Below are 20,341 nucleotides of genomic sequence, written 5' to 3'. Positions count from 1 at the left end.
AGGCTCGCTCCCACAGGGGATTTGTGAACGACGCAGATCCAATGTGGGAGCGAGCCTGCTCGCGAAGGGGGCGGAACTGTTGGCCTCAATCTCCCTTGGGCAACTCAATCACAAACCGCGTCCATCCCGCCTCCGATTCGCAATGAATCTGCCCACCATGGGCGCGGATGATGGATTGAGTAATCGCCAACCCCAACCCCGCATGCTCACTGCTGCCTTCCTGCCGCGCCGGATCAGCCCGATAAAAGCGGTCGAACAAGCGTGGTAGCAACTGCGCTGAAATCCCCTCGCCACTGTTTTCGACTGAAATACGCACAGCGCTCGCTTGATCAACGATCCGCAAACTCACGTAGCCCTCAGCGGGGGTAAAGCGCAGCGCGTTATCCAGCAAATTCGACAAGGCCCGGCGCAACATGCTGCGATCACCCTCGATCCGCGCATGGCCCTCGCGCGTCAGCTTGACCCCGGCGTCCTCCGCCAGCGGCGCAAAAAACTCCAAAAGCACATCCGTTTCATCCGCCAGCTCCAGCGGTTCACGCTTGGGCATCAGCAAACCGTGATCGGCCTTGGCCAGGTACAACATGTCGTTGACCAGTTGCGCCATCCATTGCAGCTCTTCGAGGTTGCTGTGCAGGGCTTCGCGATAATCTTCGATCGGCCGTGGGCGGGTGAGGGTGACCTGAGTGTGAGTCAGCAGGTTCGACAGCGGCGTGCGCAGTTCATGGGCGATGTCGGCAGAAAACGCCGAGAGCCGCTGAAACGAGTCGTCGAGGCGTGCGAGCATGGCGTTGAAGCTGTGGGCCATTTCCGCAAGCTCGGGCGGCATTTGCGCTTCTGGCAGTCGGGCGTTGAGCGATTGTGCGGAAATCCCACGGGCAACCGCGCTCATACGCCGCAATGGCCGCAAGCCGCTGCGTGCGGCCCAGGCACCGAGCAAAGCGGTGGCCAGCGCTGACAGCCCGACCGTCAGCCAGATCAGATGCTGCATGCGTTGCAGGAAATGCTGGTGATGGGTGATGTCCAGCAGCAAGGTCAATCGCGGCGAGTCGGTTTGGTCGGGGTAGAGCGGGGCGTTGAGCACGCGATAGTCGGTGCCGGCATGACTCACGGTTGACAGGCCTGATTGTGGCGGCAAATCCTTGGGGATCTGCGAACTGTCATACCAGCGTTGGCCGTCAGTGCCGGTGATGCGCAGTGACAGATCGGCCTGACGACTCAGCTCATCCGCCAGTCGCGCTTCACGCTGAGCAGGCTGAAGATCCTGCAGCGCGCGGCGCAGGCCGATCAGCTTGCCGTCCAGTTGTTGCTGGTCGAGTTCAATGAAGTGCGCTTCGCTGGCGCGGTTGAACAGCACCCCGGCGAACAGTGAAACCACAGCGGTGCAAGCGGCGAACAACAAGGCCAGGCGCGAGCTCAATGACAGCCGACGCATCAGGCGCCACGCTCTTCGAGCACGTAACCCATGCCGCGCACGGTGTGGATCAGTTTGTTGGGGAATTCGTCGTCGATCTTCAGGCGCAAACGGCGGATCGCCACTTCAATGACATTGGTGTCGCTGTCGAAATTCATGTCCCAGACTTGCGAGGCGATCAGCGATTTCGGCAGCACTTCTCCCTGGCGACGCAGGAGCATTTCCAATAACGCAAATTCTTTGGCGGTCAGGTCGATGCGTTGGCCGGAGCGTTCGACGCGGCGGCGGATCAGATCCAGGCGCAGATCGGCCAGTTGCAGACTGGTTTCCTGGGTTGTAGCGCTGCCGCGACGCAACAGACTGCGCACCCGCGCCAGCAGTTCCGAGAAGGCGAAAGGCTTGACCAGATAGTCGTCGGCACCGAGTTCGAGGCCATGAACCCTGTCTTCCACGGCGTCTTTGGCCGTGAGAAAAAGTACCGGCGTATCCAGCCCGGCGCTGCGCACCGCTTGCAGAATCTGCCATCCGCTGCGACCGGGCAGCATCACGTCGAGGATCAGCAGCGCGTAATCACCGCTCAGCGCCAGTTGCTGACCGCTGTTGCCGTCGGCCACCAGTTCCGTATTGAACCCGGCCTCGGTCAGGCCTTGGCGCAGGTATTGGCCGGTTTTCGCTTGGTCTTCGACGATCAACAGTTTCATGGGCGACTCGGGTTTGTTCGGGGGTGTAGAAACGAAAGCTTTATACCGTGAGCGCAGGCGACAAACGCCAACCTGACAAAGTTGTAATCTGCCTGTCAGGTAGATGCCAGCGCAGGCCGGCTAAAGTTTCCCATAAGCTGAACCTTATCTTGTTGGAGAACGACCATGTTTTTACGCCAATCCTTGACGTTGGCTGCCTGTCTGTTGGCGCTGAGCTCGCCAGTGTGGGCCGCGCCAGCGCACACCTACGATTTCGGCCAGCCAGCGCCTGCCGCCCAAGCCACACGCAGCATTGAAGTGGTGCTAAACGATATGTCCTTCGATCCCAAGGCCATTCAGATCAAGGCCGGTGAGACCGTTCGTTTTGTCTTGGTGAATAAAGGCCAGTTGTTGCACGAATTCAACCTCGGTGACGCGGCGATGCACGCCAAACACCAGCAGGAAATGTTGCAGATGCAGCAAAGCGGCATGCTTACGCCTACCGGCATGAAGGAAATGTCCCACGATATGGCCGGCATGGATCACGCAGCGATGGGCCATGGCATGAAGCACGATGATCCGAACAGCGTGTTGGTCGAGCCAGGTAAAACCGCCGAGCTGACCTGGACCTTCAGTAAGGCCACCAGTCTGGAATTTGCCTGCAATATTCCCGGGCATTATCAGGCGGGTATGGTCGGCAAACTGACGGTCAGTCAGTAAGCACTCAAAGGCGCGGGCAAAGGCTGGTAGAATCCGCTGATTATTCAGTCAGGTTTCCGCCATGCATCCCGCAGCCGAACATTCGCCGCTGGGCAAATCCAGCGAATACATCGCCACTTACACGCCGTCCCTGCTGTTCCCGATTCCGCGCACCGCGAAATGGGCCGAGCTGGGCCTGACCGCCGAAACCCTGCCGTATAAAGGTGTGGATTTCTGGAACTGCTTCGAGTTGTCGTGGCTGCTGCCGTCGGGTAAACCGGTGGTGGCGATCGGCGAATTCAGCATCCCGGCGGATTCGCCGAATATCATCGAGTCGAAGTCGTTCAAGTTGTATCTGAACTCGCTGAACCAGACGGCGTTTGCCGACGTGGTGTCCTTGGAAGCGACCCTGATCAAGGATTTGTCGGCCGCCGCCGGCAAACCGGTGGGGGTGCGCGTTCGCAGCCTGAAGGACGTTGAAGCGGAAGGCGTTGTGGCGTTGCCGGGCGTATGCATCGACGATCTGGATATCAGCGTCAGCAACTATGAACATCCGCGCCCGGAATTGCTGCGTTGCGATGATTCGCGGATTGTCGAGGAGACGGTGTATAGCCATCTGCTCAAATCCAACTGCCCGGTCACCAGTCAGCCGGACTGGGGCAGCGTTGTGGTGGAGTACCGCGGCTCGGCGCTGGATCATGCGAGTCTGCTCGAATACATCGTCAGCTTCCGCCAGCACTCGGACTTCCATGAGCAGTGTGTGGAGCGGATTTTCCTCGATCTGCAGCGGTTGCTGAAACCTGAGAAGCTCACGGTATTTGCCCGTTACGTGCGTCGCGGCGGTCTGGATATCAACCCGTATCGCAGCACCGAAAGCGTACAGCTGCCGAACCACCGGCTCGTGCGTCAATAAAGATCAACTGTAGGAGTGAGCCTGCTCGCGATAGCGGTGTGTCAGCAGACGATGATGTTAACTGACACACCGCTATCGCGAGCAGGCTCACTCCTACAGGGGAATGCATTGCCAAAGTTGAAATGAAAAAGCCCTGCCAGTGATGGCAGGGCTTTTTGCGTTTCGGGGGGAGTCAGATCCCCATGCTGCCCAGCGCGTTGACGATGTTGCGCAAGGTGCCGGCAATGGCCGGGTGTTCGAGTTCAAAGCGATCAACCGCCAGATTGACGCCGTCAGCGATGCTGGCGTCTTGTGTGGCAGTCTCCAGTTGAATTTCGGATTCAATCTGCGCCATCAGCGCATGCAAATCCTCACGCTCGGCTTCCGACAGTGGCGGATTCTGCTCCAGCTGCTCGCGCAGGGTATCGAGCTGTTTTTGCAGTTCTTGGGCGGGCATGGTGTTTTCCTTTTATCGATAGGCACTGGCATTGACCGCAGCCGCGCGCCAAAGGTCTATGGCTGACCTTTAGATTAATCCACTCCCGGCAAACCTGCATGATCCCGATCAGGGCTTTTCGCCTTTGAACCGGCGCAAGCTGATATCCGCCAGGCAAGTGTCGAGTTCGCCCAGATGATCGATCACCGAATGCACGCCCAGCCCGAAGAGTTGCACGGTGGCCTTGCCACGCAGGTGTTCGCGTTCTTTCTGGGTCAAGGCTTGCCATTCACCTGGCGCCAGGCCACACAGCGAGCCGCAGGAGGCCAGGCCGATGGTCCACAGCCCGGCATTCAGGCCAGCCTGCAACAGCCGCGGCTCACCGCTGACCAATACGCAGCCGTCCAGACTGGCGACGTTCAACTCCATCAGGGCTTGCCAGCAGGCATTCGGCGCAGGCCACGGATTGAGTGTTGCCGAATGTTGCGCAGGTTTGATCGACGCCGGCAGTGAGGCCGACAACGATTGGGCGAGGGCAGGGGGCAGTTCATCCAGCCAGGCGCAGGGAATCTGCTGGCGCTGCAAACTGTGCAGACTGTCGAGCGCGCCCGGTGTCGCCTCGGCATGCTCGGGCCGGGCGACGGTATTTAGACGAGCGCGAGCACCGAAATCCACCAGACAACCGCTGAGTCCAAACAGTACGGCGGTCAGGCTGGACGCAGTGAGGGGCAAGGTTTCGGCGTGAGTCATGGCAGCGTCCCTGAAATACCGATAAGGCTAGTCATTGCAGGTGACAGTAGCGTGACGGCTATGTGAAGCGCGGCGTGGGAAGCGTCCTACAACTTTGCACAATTGGCCGACTGTCCAAACCGGCGTTTACGCTTATACTAGCGACCTTAATGCCCGGGCCCCGATGTCCGCGACAGTACAAATCCAAGGAGTTTTTCTATGCGCTGGAGCTATCCGCTCGCTCAGCTAAGTGTATGTGCCGGCCTGTTGCTGGCGCCGTTCGCCACTCAGGCGGCAACAGAAGAAGACCCTTGGGAAAGCGTCAACCGCCCGATTTTCCAGTTCAACGACTTCGTTGACACTTACGCGCTGAAGCCTCTTGCGCAGGGTTACGAGTTCGTTACTCCGCAGTTTCTGGAAGACGGCATTCACAACATGTTCCGCAACGTTGGTGACGTCACCAACCTGGCGAACAACGTTTTGCAGGGTAAACCGGCTGCTGCTGGCGTCGACACCGCACGTCTGATCTTCAACACCACCTTCGGTCTGCTCGGCTTCTTCGACGTCGGCACCAAGATGGGCCTGAATCGCAGCGACGAAGACTTCGGCCAGACTCTGGGCTACTGGGGTGTGGGCAGCGGTCCGTACGTGATGCTGCCGCTGATGGGCCCGAGCACTCTGCGTGATGCGCCGTCGAAATACGTCGACAGCTACACCGGCATGTACCGCTACATCGACCACGTACCTACGCGTAACTCGATCTTCGGTCTGAACATCGTCGACACCCGCGCCAGCCTGCTGTCGAGCGAGAAGCTGATCAGCGGCGACAAGTACACCTTCATCCGCAATGCTTACCTGCAGAACCGCGAGTTCAAGGTGAAGGATGGCCAGGTCGAAGACGATTTTTAATCTCGACCGGTAAAAAGAAAGGCGACCTTCGGGTCGCCTTTTTTGTGTGTAGCTATTTCATCTTTACAATGATCAGGCCGAGCTTCTGGCCGCCGCCGTCCTGTGCCCGGACCCAGACCACTTCGGTGTCAGCTTCAAGGCCGCTGAGTGCCGCGTGATCGGAGTCGATGCGTACGCTCAATCGGTCGCCGACCGCAAAGAGCTGCGGCGCTTCGACCTGCATGCCGCTGCTGGAGAGGTCGATGCAAACGCCTGAAACTTCATCTCCTTCATGAATCAACACGACATCGGCATCGACCCGCATGCGGATGAAATCGCGCTTTTCGCTGTAGTCCCGACTGGTTTGACTCATAGGTTCGTCCTTCCATTGGGTTACGGTTTGAGCTGTTCTTATAACTCTCGGTGATTTGACAAGTAAAGTCGTCAAGCGACCATCGGCGCATGCTTGAAACGCTCTGCGGATGGGAGTACCGTCTGCGCCTTAGAAGGGCACCTCTGGTGCAACCGCGTTCAAGGCCTATGCCCGAAAGCGGTGCAGCAGAGAGGCTAGAAAGCGAATCCAGTAGTCAGTGCAGGGCCATTAAGCTCCGCCAACTACGCCAACCTAATTCTGGCGCCGTTTGCCCACATGCCAAAAACCAGTGCCACGCTGCTGATAATCGATGATGACGAAGTAGTGCGCGCGAGCCTCGCGGCCTATTTGGAAGACAGTGGTTTCAGCGTCCTGCAGGCCAGCAACGGCCAACAGGGTCTTCAGGTATTCGAGCAAGACACGCCCGACCTGGTCATCTGCGATCTGCGCATGCCGCAGATGGGCGGTCTCGAACTCATCCGTCAGGTCACCGAGCTCTCACCGCAAACGCCGGTGATTGTGGTCTCGGGTGCCGGCGTGATGAACGACGCGGTCGAGGCCCTGCGCCTGGGCGCGGCGGATTACCTGATCAAGCCTCTCGAAGATCTGGCTGTGCTCGAGCACTCTGTGCGCCGGGCCCTGGATCGTGCGCGCCTGCTGCTGGAAAACCAGCGCTACCGCGAGAAGCTGGAAAAGGCCAACCGCGAGCTTGAGGCCAGCCTGAACCTGCTCCAGGAAGACCAGAACGCCGGTCGCCAGGTGCAGATGAACATGCTGCCGGAAAGTCCGTGGAGCATCGACGAGTTCAAGTTTGCCCACCAGATCATCCCGTCGTTGTACCTGTCGGGTGATTTTGTCGACTACTTCCGTGTCGACGAGCGCCGGGTCGCATTCTACCTGGCGGATGTATCCGGGCATGGCGCCTCTTCAGCCTTCGTCACCGTGCTGCTGAAGTTCATGACCACGCGCTTGCTGTTCGAATCCAAGCGCAACGGCACATTGCCGGAATTCAAGCCTTCGGAAGTCCTTGGTCATATCAACCGGGGGCTGATCAGTTGTAAGCTGGGTAAACACGTCACAATGGTCGGTGGAGTCATCGACGAGGAGACCGGTTTGTTGACCTATAGCATCGGCGGCCATCTGCCGTTGCCTGTGTTGTACACGCCTGACAGTGTTCGTTATCTGGAAGGACGTGGTCTGCCGGTGGGGCTCTTCAATGAAGCCACCTACGAAGATCACGTGCTTGAGCTGCCGCCGACGTTCAGCCTGACGCTGATGTCCGATGGCATTCTGGATCTTTTGCCAGAACCTACGCTCAAAGAAAAAGAAGCCGCTTTGCCTCAACGGGTGAAGTCGGCGGGCGGCAGCCTGGATGGTCTGCGGCAAGTGTTTGGATTGGCCACGCTAGGGGAGATGCCGGATGATATCGCCCTGTTGGTGTTGAGCAGGAATCTTTAATGAGTACCGGTAGAATCCAGTTCGCCGAGCAGGACGGCACCTTCGTCCTGAAGTTCGTCGGTGAAGTTCGCCTGACCCTGTGTTCGGCGTTGGATGCGACTATTGAGAAAATCTTCACCGCGCTGAATTTCAACGCGATCGTGATCGATTTGACCGAAACCCGCAGCATCGACAGCACGACATTGGGCCTGCTGGCCAAACTGTCGATCCTGTCGCGGCAGAAGGTCGGGCTGTTGCCGACCGTCGTCACCACCCACGATGACATCACTCGTCTGCTGCAATCGATGGGATTCGAGCAGGTGTTCAACATCGTCAATCACCCGGTGCCATGCCCGGAGTGTCTGGACGACCTGCCGGATCAGGACCAGTCGGAAGAAGTGGTGCGGATCAAGGTGCTCGAAGCGCACAAGATCCTCATGGGCCTGAACGATTCCAATCGTGAGGCGTTCCATGACCTGGTGAATGCCCTCGAAAGACATTAATGGCCTGAAATGGGGTAGGGACTGCTGGCCCTATCGCGAGCAGGCTCACTCCTACAGGGTTCTTCATTCAACACACAATCGCAATCACTCCACAGATCCCCTGTAGGAGTGAGCCTGCTCGCGATAGCTTCGGCAAGAACGCCGAATATTTCCAGCAGCCACTAAAAAGGGCGAACCCTCACAGGTTCGCCCTTTTTGCATTTCACCAACTCAAATCACAGCTTGGCCTGCAACAGCGCCTCAAGCTTCTCCTGGTCGCGAGCGAACTGACGAATGCCCTCAGCCAGCTTCTCGGTGGCCATCGCGTCTTCGTTGGACAACCAGCGGAATTGCGCCTCGTTGAGGCTCAGACGCGCTTCACCGGCATGTCCCGGCGCCAGTTTGCGTTCCAGCTTGCCGGTATCGGCTGCCAGCTTGTCGATCAGGTCCGGGCTGATGGTCAGGCGGTCGCAACCGGCCAGTTGCTCGATCTGGTTGAGGTTGCGGAAGCTCGCGCCCATGACCACAGTCTTGTAGTCATTGGCTTTGTAGTAGTTGTAGATGCGCGTCACCGACTGCACGCCCGGGTCATCGGCGCCGGTGTAGTCGTTGCCGTTGGCCTTCTTGTACCAGTCATAGATGCGGCCCACGAACGGCGAAATCAGGAACACGCCGGCATCGGCGCATGCAGCGGCCTGGGCGAAGGAGAACAGCAGGGTCAGGTTGGTCTGGATGCCTTCCTTCTCCAGCACTTCGGCGGCGCGGATGCCTTCCCAGGTGGAGGCGATCTTGATCAGTACGCGATCACGGCCAATGCCGGCCTTGTCGTACAGCTCGATCAGGCGATGCGCGCGTTTCAGCACGGCATCCTTGTCGAACGACAGGCGCGCATCCACTTCAGTGGAGATACGGCCCGGAATCACTTTGAGAATTTCCTGACCTACCGCGACGCCGAAACGGTCGCTGGCCAGGCCGACATCGCCCTTGCAGTCGCTGACGCAAGCATTCAGCAGCTCGGCATAGGCCGGAATCGCCGCGGCTTTGAGTAGCAGGGAAGGGTTGGTGGTGGCGTCTACCGGCTTGACCCGGGAGATCGCTTCGAAGTCGCCAGTGTCGGCAACAACGGTGGTGAACTGTTTGAGTTGTTCCAGCTTGGAAGTCATGGGTGTGCTCTATCCTATGGGTCTGATGACATTACCCGAGCGTTGGCGGTCACTCAAGGGCGTGTGCGTGTATCGATGGCCCCTGCGGCAACAACCTGAAAACAATTGTTTGAAAGGCGGGGCGCGCTATCGATGAATACGATGCCAAAACGACCAACAGGTTCAAAGCAACCGACCTGCGTACAGATCGGTTGCACAAGCGCTATTGGGCGTTCAGCAGGGTTTCGACCGACATTCGCGCCGGTTTGGGTTGCCCATCGGACGTCAGCAGGCCGAAGTTCTTCTCGCGTTCATTGCTGCCCGAAGCGCTGTTCTTCCATTCATAGATGGACGTCAGCGGGATGTTGAGTTTTTTAACATCGCCGATAAACGCGTTGATCTTGCTCGCCTGACCTTCGGCACCGCCATTGGACGCGAGTGCCGAGATGCCCCATTCACTGATGACCCCCGGCAGATGAAAGTTCTGCTGAATGAATGCCTGCGCATTGCTGATCTGCGTGGCCGTCATGCCATACGGGTGATAGGACACGGCATTCAGGCATTTCGGGTATTCGCTGACGATACGGCTCAGTGCCACGGTGGAGGCCGAACCTGCGCTGGGTGGCCGGGCGAAGCCGTAACCGACCACCGGCGTCGATGACGGTTGTCCTTGCAGCGTCTTGCACACCGCGCTCATGAACGGCACAAACGTGGTGTCGAACTTGCCCGTCGGCCAATAGGTTTCCAGATCGGGTTCATTCCATAGTTCGATCGCCACCAGTTGCGCGCTGTACGACTGTTGCAACCCTGTCACTGCTTTGGCAAAGCCTTCACCGGCCGTCGCCAGATCGGCAGCAGACCCGGCGGGCAACGGTTTGATGGCGCGAACCGTCAGCAGAACCGGCAGGCCCGCCGACCTGGCCGCGGCAAAAGCGTCACTGACTTGTTGCTGATAAGCCTTGGCCGTCAGGCTGTCGCTCCACACACCGAAGCGTACAAAGCCGAAGCCAGCCGTTTTGATCTGTGCAGCATCGGCGGCGGAGAAGTTCTGAATCTTCACCTGAACGCCGATGTTCTTCGCAGGGAGATTGGGGAACGTTTCACTGGCGTGAAGTTGAGTCGTTGCACCCAGTGTCATCAGCGCCAGCGCGCCGAGTCGTTTGAGATGTGCTGATTTCATGTCTGCTCTCCCGAAGAGAAGTGACAACTACGAATATTGATCTCGTTACCCCGTTTTCGAACAAGATGATGGCACTTAGTGCGCGAATGTTATTTTTTGTCGGAAATCAAACAGCCGAAAATCACAGTTATTTTTAGTCCGCTAATTGTGGTTGGGGTGCTTTTAAACGCTGTGGTACTTAATGCTTCGGTACTAACAGGGCGAATCTATTTCTGAGTGCAGGAAGTTCTTGAGGGTTCACTCAAATGCTCTCTGGATGTTGGCCGTTTGACATTACACAGGAAAGTAAAACCTTGTTCAGAAAGATCCTAGTCGTCTGCGTTGGCAATATATGCAGAAGTCCGACGGCAGAGCTGTTATTGCGCAATGCGTTGGCCTCCTCGGCGATTACCGTGACGTCCGCAGGCCTTGCCGCACGGGTCGGCGAAGGTGTCGAGGCGTCGGCCCGGCAGGTCCTCGAAGATCACGGGCACAGTGCCGAAACGTTCAAGGCGCGGCAACTCACAGCCGACATCGTCAATGAATCGGATTTGATTCTGGTGATGGAAAAGCAGCATGTAAATCAAGTGCTGAACATTGCCTCTCACGCCAGAGGCAAAGTGTTTCTGCTCGGCAAGTGGCAGAGCGAGCGCGAAATACAAGATCCGTATCGTCAAGGCAAGGCCGCTTTTATTCATGCCCATGCATTGATTGAAGATGCTGTCAGCTCATGGGCACAACGCCTCGCGCGTTGATGAATATTCTTCAGATCAATGAATGGTAAGAACAGACTTATGCAGTTACCGTCCGTAATCGGCACCCGCGACAATGATCAAGACAGTATTGATCTGCTCGGTATATTCGGCAGTTTGATCGACCAGAAATGGTTGATCGGCGCACTGACCGGAGCCTTTATGGTCACCGGTGTGGCCTACGCGGTGTTGGCCACGCCCGTGTACCTGGCGAACGCGCTGGTGCAGGTCGAACCGAAAAAGAACGACATGCTCGGTTTCTCCGACCTCAACAGCATGCTCGGTGGGCAATCGCCGTCGGTGACCGAAATCGGCATCATCAAATCCCGCGCGGTGATCGGCAAAACCGTCGACGACCTGCGCTTGGACATCGATGTCACCCCCAACACCTTCCCGATGATTGGCGGTTTTCTCGCCCGGCGTTATCGCGGTGAAACCGAGACCAGCGTCGCCGCGCCGCGTTTCGGCTTGAACAGTTACGCCTGGGGCGGTGAGCGTCTGGAGTTTGCCCGACTGAACCTGCCGAAAGAACTGCTGGGCAAGAAACTCACCCTGATCGCGGGTGAACAGAAGCACTTCCAGTTGCTCGATGACAACGACAACCTGCTGGTCGACGGCGTCGCCGGTGAAGCCTTCGCACAAGACGGCATAGAAGGGCAGATCACCCAATTGCAGGCCAACCCCGGCACCCGTTTCGAAGTGGTGCGCAACCCACGGATCGTGACCATTCAGGGTTATCAGGACGCGCTGGATATCTCCGAGCAGGGCAAGGAATCGGGGATTATCAAACTGGCGCTGGCCAGCAGCGACGCCGCTGAAGCGGTGAAGATTCTCAACAAGATCGCCGCACTTTATGTCGATCAGAACGTGCGTCGCACCTCGGCGGAAGCGGCGCAGAGTCTGGCCTTCCTGCGAAGCCAGTTGCCGCAGGTCAAACGTGATCTGGCCAAGGCCAGCGATGCGCTGAACGCCTACCAGACCCACGGCAAAACCGTGAACATCTCCCTGGAAACCCAGTCGGTACTCGGTCAGTCGGTGGCGCTGGAAACACGGATTTCCGAGCTGAAAATGCAGCAGGCGGAGATGGATCGCAAGTTCACCAAACAGCACCCGGCCTATCGCGCGTTGATGAGCCAGATCGGCGAACTGACCCAGCAACAGAAGTCGCTGGAAGGCAAGGTCGGCGATCTGCCCGCTACACAACAGGAATTGCTCAACCTGACCCGCGATGTCGAAGTCGCCTCGCAGATCTACACGCAGTTGCTGAACAAATCCCAGGAGCTGGACATCGTCCGCGCCGGCGCCGTGGGTAATGTGCGTTTGGTCGATGCGGCGGATGTCGACCTCACCAGTCCGGTCAAACCGAAGAAGGCTTTGATCGTGCTGATCGCCACCTTCCTCGGTGCCTTCGTCGGCGTGGCGCTGGTGCTCCTGCGCAAATCCCTGAGCCGTGGCCTTGAAGGCCCGGAAGCCATCGAACAACTCGGCTTGCCGGTGTATGCGTCGATTCCGTACAGCGCCTTGCAGGATGAAGAAGACAACAAAAAAGGTCGCGCCCGCGACGGCGTCGATAAGCCGGCGTACTTGCTGGCCCTGCGTAATCCCACGGATCTGTCGATCGAATCGATCCGCAGCCTGCGCACCTGCCTGCATTTCGCCGGGCTCGATTCGACCAACAACCGCATCATGATTTCCGGGCCGAGCCCGCAAGTCGGCAAGACCTTCGTCTCGTCCAACCTCGCCGCGGTCATGGCGTTGAGCGGTCAGCGCGTGGTGCTGATCGATGCCGACATGCGCAAAGGCCACCTGCATAAAACCCTCAACACGCCGATCACCAACGGCTTGTCCGACCTGCTGGTCAAGCGCTGCAGCATCGATCAGGCGATCAACAAAGTCGAAATCGACAACCTGCACTTCATCAGTCGCGGCCAGGTGCCGCCGAATCCTTCCGAGCTGTTGATGCACGCCAATTTCCGCGATTTGCTCGCCGAACTGAGTGAGCGCTACGACCTGGTGATCATCGATACGCCGCCGCTGTTGGCGGTGACCGATGCGGCCATCGTTGGCCGTGAAGCCGGGATCAGCCTGATCGTCACGCGCTTCGGGGTGAACCCGGCCAAGGAGATCGAACTGACCATTCGCCGCTTCGCGCAGAACGGCATCGAGTTGAAAGGCGCGGTGTTCAACGGCGTCGAGAAGCGTGCGGCCAGCTACTACGGCAACGGCGGTTACGGCTATTACAACTACGAATACGCGTCCGACAAATCCTGACTGTCAGCGACTGTTTTTTCCTGTTTGAAGTGGGTGATTTGTGAAGAAAATACTGCACGTGGCAGAGACGATCAAAGGTGGCGTCGCGACCGTTATCCGTACGATTTCGGCTTCACCGGAAGGCGATGCGGCGAACTACGAACTGGTGTATCTGGTGCCGGAGGATCAGGCCAAAGAGTTGCACGGCATTGGCGCGCAACAGATCCGCACCTTCCCTCGCACCGGGCGCAACGTGCCGTCGTTGCTGCGTTTCGCCTGGCGCCTGACGCAGGTGATGCTCAAGGAAAAACCCGATGTGGTGCATTTGCACAGCACCTTTTCCGGGGTCATCGGCCGTTGCGTGTGCGTGCTGTTGCGACCGTGGCGCAAGCCGAAAATCGTTTACTGCCCGCATGCGTTTTCGTTCTTGATGGAAAGCTCGCCGATCAAGCAGAAAGTCTATGCGTGGATCGAGCGGGTGCTACAGAAAGTCACCGACGTGATCATTTGCGTCAGCCAGTACGAGCTCGACAAAGCCGCGCGTTTTGGCATTGAGCGCAAGCGCATGAAGCTCATCTATAACGGCATTCATCACCGCGATGACGCGCCGAAGGCTGACAGCCCTGCGCCGATTCATCTGCTGTTCGTCGGTCGCCTCGATTATCAGAAAGGCTTCGACGTGCTGCTCAAGGCCTACGCCAAGGTCCAGCGCAGCGACATGAAGCTGACCGTGGTCGGCAGCGCCGTCAACGAGGACGCGGTCGAGTGCCCGCCAATGGACGGCGTCGAGTACCTGCCGTGGGTCACCCCGAGCGAAGTGCAGGCGCTGTATCAACAATCCGATGCGTTGATCGTGCCGAGTCGTTGGGAAGGGTTTGCCATGGTGCCGCTGGAAGGCATGGCCATGGGCTTGCCGGTGATTGCCAGCAACTGCACCTCGCTGCCCGAGTTGGTCACCAATGAGGTGTCCGGCTACGTCTTCCCGTCCGGTGATCACCAGGCGCTGGCCGACGTGCTGAAAAAAATCCAGAAGCCGCGCCTGCTCGACCTCGGCAACGAAGGGCGCAGCATCGTCCGCGAGCGTTTCAGCGCTGCGTTGATGATTCGCCAGACCTACGACCTGTATCGCGCTCCCACTTTTTAAGTAGAACTCAAGCATATGAACGTAACGATTTTGCATGGCTACAGTGCGTCCAACTCCGGTGACGGCCTGCTCGTCGATCTGGCCATCGCCCTGGTGCAGCGCAACTTTGGCGAAGACACCGCGATCAGTGTGGTGGCTTCCGACCCGGACTCTTTCAGCTACTTGCCGCACCCGCGTTTCGATGCGCCGGTGATGGCGGCCAAGGGCCTTGGGCGGGTCAAACAAGCGGTGTTTCTCAACCAGTCCTACGCCGGGCTGGCGGATCTGTTGAAAAAAACCGATCTGATCGTCGGCGTCGGTGGCGGCTATATGCGCTCGAAAAGTGCCTTCGAACACGTCAAGTTGAAACTCGGCCACGCCAAACAACTGGAAACCGCGATCCTCAGCAAAGTGCCGTCGGTGTACTTGCCGCAAAGCATCGGCCCGTTCCATGGCGAGAGCAGCAAGATTGTCGAGCACTACGCCAGCGCTGATGCGGTGTTCGTGCGCGACAACCGTTCCTCGGCGATTTTCGACGCCTGCGAAAACGTCTATCGCGCACCGGATCTGGCGGTGCAGTCGCTGGCGAGCAAGATCCTCCTGCAGCCAAAATTCACCCGCTGCGCCGCTTCGCCGGCCACGGTCTGCGTGGTGCTGCGCAAGCCGCCGGAGTGGAGCAAAGACAAGAAAGTCGCTTACGTTGCCAACCTGAAGTTGCTGCTGCAGCGCCTGAAGCAAAAAAGCAAAGTGGTCTGCGCGGTGCAGAGCGCGGTGCGCGGCAACGATGACGGCGCGTTCTATCGCGAGTTGGGCATCACTGAAGACCTGCTGTCGTTGAAGGCGACGATTGCCAAGTATCAACCGGACCTGGTGATTTCCGTGCGCTTGCACGGCGCCATCGAATCGCTGCTCTCCGGCGTGCCGGCGTACCACATCAGCTACGAGCGCAAAGGCTTTGGCGCCTATCAGGACATGGGCGTCGAGGACTGGGTGATCAATGGCGGCGACATCGATGTCGATAAGATCATCGACACGGTATATGCGCCCAACGCGCTGTCGAATTTCGGCAAACGCCTGACCGACACCTGCCGGGAAATCGAAGCGAAAACCGTGGCCATGGACGAGATCATCAAGGGTGTCGTTCGATGATATTTCGGCTGCTGCTTCGCGGCGGAGCGTTAGGCGCGAAGTTTTTGCTGGTGTTGGCGATCACCCATTACCTCGGTTATGAGGCGCTGGGCTTTTACGGCGTGGTGGTCGCGGCCTCGTTGATCGCCTCGAAGTTCTACAGCGTCGGTTTCAGTTCCGAGATCAATCGGCTGATCAGCGTCGGCGGCAGTTCGCGCCGGGTGGTCGACAAAGTCCTGCTGCTGTATCTGGCGGTGGGATTGCTGCTGTCGGTGGTGACAGTGCTGATTTATTCACTGTTCCAGCAGGTTGCAGCGACGGCCATGCTGATTCTCTGCGTGACTTTGGTGTTGCTCACTGAGCACCTGTCGTTCGAGATCAACTCGTTCGTGTTTTCCGCGCAGAAAGCTACCGCCGGCGCGCTGCTGTTTTTCATCAAGACCGGCCTGTGGGCGGTGCTGGCGGTGGGCGGGATGATGCTCGGCTGGGTGTCGGGCATCGCCAGCGTGTTGTGGCTGTGGGTCGCCGCCAATGTGCTGGTGATCATTGCCGGTTACCTGATTGTGGTGAACGTGCACAAGGGCCGCGAAAGCGGCACGTTGGCGACGGGCACTGTGTGGAAGGCCGGCTTACCGTTCTACCTCGGCACCGGGCTGATCGCGTTGAGTCAGTACGCCGAGCGCTTTCTGATCATCGACCTGGAACCCTACGCCAGCCTCGGTAAATACGTGTACGCATGGTCGGCGGCGAACACCTTGCAAGCGTTGTCGTACGCGGTGGTGGCGGTGGTCGGGATTCCGGTGCTGGCCAAGCGTTTTCAAGCTGATCAGCAGGCGTTCACGGTCAAGCAGTTGTTCGTCAACAAGTGGGTGATGCGCTCGCTGGTGGTGTCGGCGGCGGTGGCGGTGGCGATCTATCTGTTCTTCAACGTCGTGCTCGATTACGTCGCCACCAGCGTGCCGCGTCCGGACAACGCCATTCTCGGTGTGCTGATTTTTTCCTTCGCCTTGCGCGCGATTGGCGACATTGTCTGGGGCGGTCTGATTGCTTCGAAAAACAGCCGGGTGTCACTGGCTAGCGCGGCCATTTGTTTGTTGATTTCGGTGCCGGTCAGCTATCTGTTGATCAAGCACTATTCGATTTATGGCGCGGCGTGGGGCAACGTCTTCGCGATCATCGTGCAGCTCGTGGTGATTGCCGTGCTGACCCGCGCAACCGCTGCGAAAAAGGCTGCGTTGTCATGGGCCTGAAACTGCCGTGCATCGAGTTTCGTGGCAAGCGACTCGATTCGTATGTGTCGTTCCTGATCCTCTTCACCGGGCTGTTTCTGTCGGTGGCGATGCCGCTGCTGATCCCCCGTGATCCGGGCCCGGATGCGATGACCTTGTGGTCGTCTTACGCCCGTGCCGACAACTGCAATTTCTGGAACCCGTTCTCGCCGGATCGCTCGTCCTACGAGTGTTCGGCGTTCCTGCTGCGGCCCACCGGGATCAACCTGACCAATGCCTGGGCCTACGGCATGTTCTGCAACTTTTTCCTCACGGCGATTCCGGTGGTGGTGTTTCGGCGCATGCCGTTGGCGATCTTCGGCACCTTGTGTCTGTGGGGGATTGTGCGTTCGTTTTTCCTGGAGAACCTGACCAAGGAAATCATCGTGTCGGTGGCGGTGTTGAGCATTTTGCTCAGCTCGCTGACGCGCAAATATCGCGGCGGCTTTTTCCTCTCGGCGGTGATCTACGGCGTGCTGATCCGGCCTTACTGGATTCTGTTTTCGCTGTCGTGGATCGGTGTCTGCGTGATGAAAAAGTATGTGTCGCGCACGACGTTCTTTCTGATGCTGTTCCTGTTTTACCTGGCCGTGGCCATGGCGATCCAGGTCGCTTTGGGGTTTCCGGTGTCGTCGATTCGCGCCAGCAACAACGAACTGCGCACGGCGGGCGAGGAGGGCTCCAAATCCTTGATCGTCTCGTGGCTTACCGGTAGCGACTTCGTTTCGCAGGCGCTGGACTCGATGATCATCTTCTTCCGCTTGTCGTTCCCGGTGGAGCTGATTCTGCTGTCCGGCCCCGGTCAGGTGATCTTCGTGGCGTTAATGATCATGACCGCGTTGCTGCTGTTCAAAGTCATCACCTCGACCGACTACAAAGGCGCGCCGATCCAGACCAAGCCCAAGGAACTGATCGCGATTCCGCTGGCGTTTCTGCTGGTGCAAGGGCTGTTCGAACCGGACTTCGGCTCTTTTGCCCGGCACTTCTCGATGGTGGTGCCGGTGTTGTTCGTCGGTCTGGGCTTGATGCTGCGGGCGAACAAACCGGTGCAGGTTGAATCAAGAATTCTGAATTGAGGCGGGTGCTTTATGTCGAGCAAGAAAAAGTCCCTGGAGATTGAAACCCTGCGTGGCCTGGCGTGCCTGCTGCTGGTGCTCTATCACGTCATCGGGCCGTTGGGCGGTGGGTTGAAGATCGATATCGGCTCGCCGTTCCGGGTGATCGCCGATTCGATGGTGTATGTGCGCATGCCGCTGTTCACCTTTATCTCCGGGTACATCTATTCCATTTATAAAATTCGCGGCAATGACTTTTCCGCGTTCTTCAGCGGCAAGGTACGTCGCTTGATCGTGCCGCTGTTTTGCGTCGGTGTGCCGTTCTCGGTGCTGCAAGCGGTGGGGCCGGGGGTGAACAAGGACGTAAGCGTGCTCGACGCGTTGTTGTCGTTCTGGGTGCCGATCAACCACTTCTGGTTCTTGCAGGCGGTGTTCATCATTTTCATGTTCGTCGGGCTGCTGGAGTGGCGCGGGATGTTGCGTTCGGCGATGCGGTTGTATGGGTTGTTTGCGTTCGCGGCTGTGTTGTTTCTGCTGCCGCCGTTCAAGTTCGATGCGTTCGGGATCAACGGCGCGATTTATCTGTTGCCGTTTTTTGTCGCGGGGATGATTGGTCAAGAGAACGTCGATGCGCTGAAGCAGCGCTTCAAGGTGATCGGGCCGTTGGTATTTGTGCTGATCTCGTTGACGTTGCTGTACGTGGCGGCGATTGATCGCGAGTTGATTGTTGATCGCCGTAGCCTGATCGGATTGACCGTGGGTTGCGTGTCTTGCATCGCGTTGCTGTCGAGTGATGTGCGCTCGAAAGCGCTGACGTGGCTGGGTGGTTATTCCTATGCGATCTTCCTGTTTCATGTGCTGTTCGCGGCGACGTCGCGGTTCGTGCTGGGGCGGTTGGGGGTGAAGGATGAGAGCTTGCTGGTGCTGGGCGGCTTGAGTTGTGGCTTGCTTGGGCCGGTGGTGTTGTCGATGGTTTTCAGTCGGTTCAATTTCACCTCGGTGTTGTTTCTTGGTGAGCGGGCGGCGAAGAAGAAACCGTTGGTGCCCGTTACCCCGGTGGTGCAAACCCAAAGCAGCTAAGAGCTTCGCGAGCAGGCTCGCTCCCACACTGGTTCCGTGTCGTACACAAGATCTCTTGTAGGAGCTGCGGCACGCTGCGATCTTTTGATCTTGTTTTTGAAGCGCAGGATCAAAAGATCGCAGCCTCGTTTCACTCGACAGCTCCTACAGTTGATCTGTGTACATCCCGGTATTCAGTGGGCCATTCCAGACTGAAGGAAATTTTGCATGTTGGCAGTAGATGACGCACAACCCGTCGCAGCGTCGGTGGTTCAGGTGGGCGATGCCCGTGAGCGTTTTGCGCAGTGGCGCGAAGGCAAGGCCGGCAACGTGTTGTCGGTCTCGGTGATTGGCGACAGCTACAGCGCCGGGCAGGATTTCTATCTGAACAAACTGGTGCAGCGCGTGGCCGGGGAGGTCGGTTTTGCCGGGCCCGGTTATGTCGGCTTCAATCACGGCGCGGCGCTGGGCGGCACGCATTTCAAATACACCCGCAGCAGTGAAAAGTATTTTGCCGGTGACTGGAAAGTGTCAGACCTGGGCCAGGCGAGTCCGGACAGTCGCACGGTGACAGGCCGACCCGGTGCATGGTTGCAAGTGGATGCGACTGCGACGCCGCGCATCGATACTGCTGTCACTCAGGCGAAATTGCTTTATCTGGGCAACGGCGAATCCAGCGAGATCCGCTACCGCTGGGCGCCCGGGCAAGACTGGCAACCGTTGAAGCTTGAGGGTTCGGGCGTTCAGGAAGTGCCACTGACAGGCCTCTCGGCGGCGAAAGACTGGTCCTTCAAACTGGAAGTTGTGAGGGGCTCGCCGACGTTGTTCGGCTTATGGATGAGCAACGATCAGAAAGGCGTTCGGGTTTCGAAACTCGCGGCCTCCGGTGCGGCCTCTGCGGACTTCTATCACCAGGACCCGCAGTGGCAGGTGCAGTGGAAAGCCGCGGTATCGAAGATTCCTGCGGATGTTTATCTGATCATGCTCGGTGGCAACGATCAGGGCTTCGGCGTGAAGCCGGCGCAGTACCTGCAGAACGTTCAGGGTCTGGTGGGCATGCTGCGCGAGATTCAACCGGCGGCAAGCATCAACCTGATCATGCGCCAGGACACCACGCGCTCCAGCGCTTACCCGATGTCGGCGTATGCGCAGGTGCTGGAGCCGTGGGCACGCGAGCAGCATCTGGGGTATGCCAATCTTCAGTGTGCGTTTGGCTCTGACGTCAAACGTTACGCGGCGGCGATGATTGGCCCGGACAAGATTCACCCGGTGCCGGCCACGGGCGGGAAGGTGATTGCCGATTACTTTTATGGCTGGATCACTGGCGCCAAGGACCGTTGCGACGCCTCCCCTAAATAACACGAAAACCCCAGAGCGG

The 20,341-nt window shown here is 58.4% G+C and carries 20 protein-coding genes; 13 read left to right on the top strand and 7 right to left on the bottom strand.

Annotation, left to right across the window (positions count from 1 at the left end):
• Positions 1-85 precede the first annotated feature (85 nt).
• Both AK821_RS26025 and AK821_RS26020 read right to left on the bottom strand, forming a co-directional pair.
• Positions 86-1,432 carry a heavy metal sensor histidine kinase gene (locus AK821_RS26025; RefSeq protein ID WP_064392817.1) on the bottom strand — a complete coding sequence of 449 codons (1,347 nt, stop codon included), beginning with the start codon at positions 1,430-1,432 and terminating at the stop codon, positions 86-88.
• Complete coding sequence (locus AK821_RS26020) at positions 1,432-2,112, bottom strand: heavy metal response regulator transcription factor (RefSeq protein WP_064392816.1); 681 nt, start codon at positions 2,110-2,112, stop codon at positions 1,432-1,434. Before AK821_RS26020 ends, AK821_RS26025 begins: the two co-directional genes overlap by 1 nt.
• 165 nt (positions 2,113-2,277) lie before the next feature.
• On the opposite strand from AK821_RS26020, the gene copI reads away from it, so the two are divergent.
• Together copI and queF are read left to right on the top strand one after the other, a co-directional pair.
• A complete protein-coding gene (gene copI / locus AK821_RS26015) occupies positions 2,278-2,811 on the top strand; it encodes a copper-resistant cuproprotein CopI (RefSeq protein WP_064392814.1) in 534 nt (177 codons plus the stop codon).
• A gap of 61 nt (positions 2,812-2,872) precedes the next feature.
• Positions 2,873-3,703, top strand: coding sequence for an NADPH-dependent 7-cyano-7-deazaguanine reductase QueF (gene queF, locus AK821_RS26010; protein WP_064392812.1), 831 nt, complete (start codon positions 2,873-2,875; stop codon positions 3,701-3,703).
• A gap of 172 nt (positions 3,704-3,875) precedes the next feature.
• Here queF and AK821_RS26005 read toward each other — a convergent pair whose 3' ends face one another.
• Both AK821_RS26005 and AK821_RS26000 read right to left on the bottom strand, forming a co-directional pair.
• Positions 3,876-4,139: a DUF4404 family protein gene (locus AK821_RS26005; RefSeq protein ID WP_007910520.1), complete on the bottom strand. Its 264-nt coding sequence runs from the start codon at positions 4,137-4,139 to the stop codon at positions 3,876-3,878.
• 108 nt (positions 4,140-4,247) lie between these two features.
• Positions 4,248-4,868 carry a hypothetical protein gene (locus tag AK821_RS26000; RefSeq protein ID WP_064392810.1) on the bottom strand — a complete coding sequence of 207 codons (621 nt, stop codon included), beginning with the start codon at positions 4,866-4,868 and terminating at the stop codon, positions 4,248-4,250.
• Positions 4,869-5,066: 198 nt separating this feature from the next.
• Here AK821_RS26000 and AK821_RS25995 point away from each other — a divergent pair, with 198 nt between their 5' ends.
• Positions 5,067-5,756, top strand: coding sequence for an MlaA family lipoprotein (locus tag AK821_RS25995; RefSeq protein ID WP_064392808.1), 690 nt, complete (start codon positions 5,067-5,069; stop codon positions 5,754-5,756).
• A 52-nt stretch (positions 5,757-5,808) separates the two neighbouring features.
• Here the strand turns inward: AK821_RS25995 and AK821_RS25990 are convergent, their stop codons facing one another.
• Positions 5,809-6,108 carry a PilZ domain-containing protein gene (locus AK821_RS25990; RefSeq protein ID WP_064392807.1) on the bottom strand — a complete coding sequence of 100 codons (300 nt, stop codon included), beginning with the start codon at positions 6,106-6,108 and terminating at the stop codon, positions 5,809-5,811.
• A gap of 276 nt (positions 6,109-6,384) precedes the next feature.
• Between AK821_RS25990 and rssB the strand changes: the two genes are divergently transcribed.
• Complete coding sequence (gene rssB / locus AK821_RS25985) at positions 6,385-7,566, top strand: two-component system response regulator RssB (protein WP_064392805.1); 1,182 nt, start codon at positions 6,385-6,387, stop codon at positions 7,564-7,566.
• Positions 7,566-8,048, top strand: a complete 483-nt coding sequence (gene rssC / locus AK821_RS25980; protein WP_042560140.1) for an anti-sigma factor antagonist RssC — start codon at positions 7,566-7,568, stop codon at positions 8,046-8,048. Before rssB ends, rssC begins: the two co-directional genes overlap by 1 nt.
• Positions 8,049-8,263: 215 nt before the next feature.
• On the opposite strand, the gene tal is transcribed toward rssC, so the two are convergent.
• Together tal and AK821_RS25970 are read right to left on the bottom strand one after the other, a co-directional pair.
• Positions 8,264-9,190, bottom strand: a complete 927-nt coding sequence (gene tal / locus AK821_RS25975) for a transaldolase (RefSeq protein WP_064392803.1) — start codon at positions 9,188-9,190, stop codon at positions 8,264-8,266.
• A 202-nt stretch (positions 9,191-9,392) separates the two neighbouring features.
• Positions 9,393-10,349 carry a cellulase family glycosylhydrolase gene (locus AK821_RS25970; RefSeq protein WP_064392800.1) on the bottom strand — a complete coding sequence of 319 codons (957 nt, stop codon included), beginning with the start codon at positions 10,347-10,349 and terminating at the stop codon, positions 9,393-9,395.
• Between the two features lie 293 nt (positions 10,350-10,642).
• On the opposite strand from AK821_RS25970, the gene AK821_RS25965 reads away from it, so the two are divergent.
• The 8 genes from AK821_RS25965 (at position 10,643) to AK821_RS25930 (ending at position 20,322) form a co-directional block, all read left to right on the top strand.
• Complete coding sequence (locus AK821_RS25965; protein ID WP_064392799.1) at positions 10,643-11,083, top strand: low molecular weight protein-tyrosine-phosphatase; 441 nt, start codon at positions 10,643-10,645, stop codon at positions 11,081-11,083.
• Between the two features lie 39 nt (positions 11,084-11,122).
• Positions 11,123-13,351, top strand: a complete 2,229-nt coding sequence (locus tag AK821_RS25960; RefSeq protein WP_064392797.1) for a polysaccharide biosynthesis tyrosine autokinase — start codon at positions 11,123-11,125, stop codon at positions 13,349-13,351.
• A gap of 40 nt (positions 13,352-13,391) precedes the next feature.
• Positions 13,392-14,474, top strand: coding sequence for a glycosyltransferase (locus tag AK821_RS25955; RefSeq protein ID WP_064392795.1), 1,083 nt, complete (start codon positions 13,392-13,394; stop codon positions 14,472-14,474).
• A gap of 15 nt (positions 14,475-14,489) precedes the next feature.
• Positions 14,490-15,602 (top strand): polysaccharide pyruvyl transferase family protein, encoded by a 1,113-nt coding sequence (locus AK821_RS25950; protein ID WP_064392793.1) that lies wholly within the window; start codon positions 14,490-14,492, stop codon positions 15,600-15,602.
• Positions 15,599-16,831 carry a phosphoribosylaminoimidazole carboxylase gene (locus AK821_RS25945; RefSeq protein ID WP_064392792.1) on the top strand — a complete coding sequence of 411 codons (1,233 nt, stop codon included), beginning with the start codon at positions 15,599-15,601 and terminating at the stop codon, positions 16,829-16,831. The genes AK821_RS25950 and AK821_RS25945 overlap by 4 nt, the downstream gene beginning before the upstream one ends.
• Entirely contained in the window at positions 16,822-17,925 is a 1,104-nt protein-coding gene (locus AK821_RS25940) for a hypothetical protein (RefSeq protein ID WP_064392790.1), read from the top strand. Before AK821_RS25945 ends, AK821_RS25940 begins: the two co-directional genes overlap by 10 nt.
• Positions 17,926-17,937: 12 nt before the next feature.
• A complete protein-coding gene (locus tag AK821_RS25935; RefSeq protein ID WP_064392788.1) occupies positions 17,938-18,984 on the top strand; it encodes an acyltransferase family protein in 1,047 nt (348 codons plus the stop codon).
• 207 nt (positions 18,985-19,191) lie between these two features.
• A complete protein-coding gene (locus AK821_RS25930; protein WP_064392787.1) occupies positions 19,192-20,322 on the top strand; it encodes an SGNH/GDSL hydrolase family protein in 1,131 nt (376 codons plus the stop codon).
• Positions 20,323-20,341: the final 19 nt, after the last annotated feature.

This window comes from Pseudomonas sp. RIT-PI-r, assembly GCF_001297015.1.
Taxonomy (GTDB): Bacteria; Pseudomonadota; Gammaproteobacteria; order Pseudomonadales; family Pseudomonadaceae; genus Aquipseudomonas.
This window is presented reverse-complemented; position numbering and strand designations above follow the sequence as displayed.